This is a genomic window from Chthonomonas sp. (genome assembly GCF_035294505.1).
Lineage (GTDB): Bacteria > Armatimonadota > Chthonomonadetes > Chthonomonadales > Chthonomonadaceae > Chthonomonas.
Genome location: NZ_DATGKU010000219.1, coordinates 1 through 3,354 on the forward strand (window position 1 = coordinate 1; position 3,354 = coordinate 3,354).

Consider the following 3,354-nt stretch of genomic DNA (forward strand, 5'->3'; position numbering starts at 1 on the left):
AATTAAAGACGTTACCCCACTGCCTCATAACGGGTGCCGTCCTCCAAAGCGACGACGTATCTGAGGCGAATCGAAGGAGTGTTTTAGAGGGACTATGGCAAATAATCACGATCCACGGTGTCGTCAATGTCGCCGCGAAGGGGTAAAGCTGTTTCTCAAAGGCGACAAATGCTACACCAAGTGCACCTTAGAAAAAACCAGTAAGGATGGGAAAACAAAGTGGCGCGATAAACCTCCTGGATGGGGAAGTGCCATTAGCCAGATCGCCGCACCGCAACGCAAGATCACAGAATACGGCATGCAGCTTCGCGAAAAGCAGAAGCTGAAGCGTATCTACCGGGTTCTCGAAAAACCGTTTCGGCACTATCTCGACGAGGCCATGCGACGCCCCGGTGTGTCGGGCGACAACCTGGTGACACTGCTGGAGACGCGGCTGGATAATGTGGTCTATCGGTTAGGGTTGGCCTCCTCACGGGCGCAGGCCCGCCAAATGGTGAGCCATCGCTTCTTTACGGTGAACGGGGAACGGGTAAACATTCCCTCGTATCAGGTAAAGCCCGGTGACGTGATCGGCATTCATGAAAGCAAGGCGCAAAAGGCCTGCATCAAAGAGGTGCGGGAGCGCATGCATACGCGGCCTAACTTGCCGGAATGGTTGGAGCTGAACCCTCAGACTCTGGAAGGGCGCGTGCTCGCCATACCAACTCATGACCAGATAGACACCCATAACGTGGTGCAAGTTCAACAGATCATCGAATTCTATTCGCGCTAAGCCGCCCATTCGAGGAGAGAGAAACTTATGGAAATCACCCTGCCGAACATCCAGACGCTCGAAAAGAGTCGAACTTACGGAAAGTTTGTCGTCGAGCCGCTGGAGCGTGGGTATGGGGTAACGCTCGGAAACTCCCTGCGGCGTGTGCTCCTATCCTCAATTCCAGGAGCTGCCATCACCTACGTTAAAATAGATAAGGTGCTGCACGAGTTCGACACCATTCCCGGTGTGAAAGAGGATACCACAGAGCTGTTGCTCAACCTCAAGGAGCTGCATGTGAAGGTCTATCACGATGGCAGCGAGGGACGAAAGAGCGAGCCGAGAAAACTGCGCATTGATGTGCACGGAGAGGGAGTTGTGACAGGGGCTGATGTGATCTGCCCAGAGGACGTAGAGGTGGTGAACCCAGAGGTTTATCTTGCCACCATCTCCGATGAAAACGCTCACCTCTCAATGGAGATGGAAGTAGAGATCGGAAAAGGCTATGTGCTTCCCGATCGGCAGGAACGGCGTAGCCAAATGGGGATAGGCGTCATTGCCGTGGGGGCGGCCTTTACGCCGGTTCGTAAGGTGAACTATACCGTGGAAGCGACGCGAGTGGCCTCCGATACGAGCTACGAGCGCCTCATTCTAGAGATATGGACGAACGGCACGATCTTCCCCGATGCCGCCCTTCGGGAGGCTGCCCGCATTCTCAATCGCTACTTCAATCTCTTTGCAGAGTATGAGGACGGTGGCTTGCCCCTCTCTTATGAAGAAGGCCCCCTGTCCAATCCCGAAGCGATACCCCATGTGCGTATAGAGGAGCTTGATTTTTCTGTGCGTACCTATAACTGCCTGAAAAAAGCCGGCATCCTCACCATTGCCGACCTCGTGCGCTACAACGAGGAGGAGCTGATGCAGATTCGTAACTTCGGGCGAAAATCGCTCGATGAGGTGCGTGAGCGTCTTGCCGTCTACGGCCTCCATCTGAAAGGGGAGACCGCCCTTCCGCCTGGCACGAGACGCTCCTCCACGGTCGCCGATGCGGAGGATGAGGAGGACGACGAAGACGAGGAAGAAGAGGCAACAGCCGGCGCCGAGGCAGAATAGAGCGACCCTATTGAGAAAGGAATCCGAAAAAGATGCGACATCGCAAGGCCTATAGGAAGTTCGGTCTGCCTAGCGACCAGCGCCGTGCCCTACTGAAGAGCCTAACGCGCAGTCTGTTGCTGCACGACCGGATTGTAACCACCGAAACGCGGGCAAAAGAGGTTCGCGCTATTGTAGAAAAGCTTGTCACTATCGCACGCGAAGGAGGCCCCGACGCGCCGATAGAAAAGCGGCTTCATGCGCGCCGACTTGTGCGTCGCTTTATAGATAGCAATATAGATGAGTTCGTGCGAGATACCGAGCATCGCGGCCCTAAAGGGGGGGCTACCATTGCGCGAAATCCGTACTATGTTATCCCGCGTCTTTTCGATGAGATAGCCCCTCGCTATGTGGGGCGCAATGGGGGTTATACCCGCATCTCTAAGATAGGCTTTCGCCGTGGAGATGGAGCCCCGCTTGTCATGCTCGAATTCGTGGAAGGCCTGCCCACTACCACATCTACGGAAGCGGCCGCTCCGGCCCAAGAGGGGCGCCGAGGGCTTCTAGGGTTAGGGCGTCGGCGAAAGTAGCGCGCAACCCTAAGGCATGGGGCGTTTGTTGCGTGTCAAGGCCATTGTGGAGTACGACGGCACCGATTTCGCCGGTTTTCAGCGCCAGCGCCATGCTCGAACCGTGCAGGAAGCGCTGGAAGAGGCGATTGCGAAACGGCTAGGCCCCCCGCAGCATTTTGCCTGCGCCGGCAGGACGGATGCGGGAGTGCACGCCCTTGGCCAAGTGATAAGCTTCGATTGCGAAACACGGGTGCCAAGCGAGAGAATGGCTCTTGCCCTTAATAGTGTGCTTCCGCCAGATGTTCGTGTGAAACAGGCCGAAGAGGTGGACTCGAGCTTTCATGCGCGCTACTCGGCTTCGTCGCGGGTCTATCTCTACGTCATCTTAAATCGCAACACGCCTTCGGCGCTGTTGCATCGCTATAGCGCCTTCTGCTCGACACCACTGGATGTCGAGGCCATGCGAAAAGCGGCTGAGTGCTTACTGGGTGAGCACGATTTCGCTTCGTTTGCCAATGCGCTCCTGCCGGACGAGCCTACCGCCAGAGAGTTGATGGCTTGCCATATCCGGCGCAGGGGCGAACTGCTAACCATTCGGTTAGAAGCGAATGCCTTTCTGCGTGGTATGGTGCGCACCATTGTGGGCACGCTTATAGAGGTAGGCAGGGGAAAACGCTCTTGGCAGGAGATGGCCTGCCTTCTGGCTGCACGCGATAGGCGATTGGCAGGGCCTACAGCCCCTGCACAGGGGCTTTTCCTGCTGCATGTTCGCTATGGTCAACGAAAGCGTTACGGACGACAGAAGGGTAAAGATTCTTGTGAAGAGTACGGAGAATAGAATATGAGGAAGCATGGAACCTATTTTGCACGCAAAGAAGATGTGGAGGCACAGCGCGTCTGGTATGTGGTAGATGCCACAGGTCGCCCTCTTGGACGCCT

General features: G+C 56.0%; 4 protein-coding genes and 1 pseudogene. All 5 read left to right on the forward strand.

Going from position 1 to position 3,354, the window contains the following annotated elements:
- Position 1: 1 nt before the first annotated feature.
- The 5 genes and pseudogenes from rpsK (at position 2) to truA (ending at position 3,253) form a co-directional block, all read left to right on the forward strand.
- Positions 2-64, forward strand: a complete 63-nt coding sequence (gene rpsK / locus VKV18_RS13445; RefSeq protein ID WP_324201730.1) for a 30S ribosomal protein S11 — start codon at positions 2-4, stop codon at positions 62-64.
- 30 nt (positions 65-94) lie between these two features.
- Positions 95-772: a 30S ribosomal protein S4 gene (rpsD, locus tag VKV18_RS13450; RefSeq protein WP_324204703.1), complete on the forward strand. Its 678-nt coding sequence runs from the start codon at positions 95-97 to the stop codon at positions 770-772.
- A gap of 27 nt (positions 773-799) precedes the next feature.
- Positions 800-1,864, forward strand: coding sequence for a DNA-directed RNA polymerase subunit alpha (locus VKV18_RS13455; RefSeq protein WP_324204704.1), 1,065 nt, complete (start codon positions 800-802; stop codon positions 1,862-1,864).
- 32 nt (positions 1,865-1,896) lie between these two features.
- Positions 1,897-2,340, forward strand: a pseudogene (rplQ, locus tag VKV18_RS13460) (50S ribosomal protein L17); the annotation flags it as partial.
- Positions 2,341-2,458: 118 nt separating this feature from the next.
- Positions 2,459-3,253 (forward strand): tRNA pseudouridine(38-40) synthase TruA, encoded by a 795-nt coding sequence (gene truA / locus VKV18_RS13465; protein ID WP_324204706.1) that lies wholly within the window; start codon positions 2,459-2,461, stop codon positions 3,251-3,253.
- Positions 3,254-3,354 lie beyond the last annotated feature (101 nt).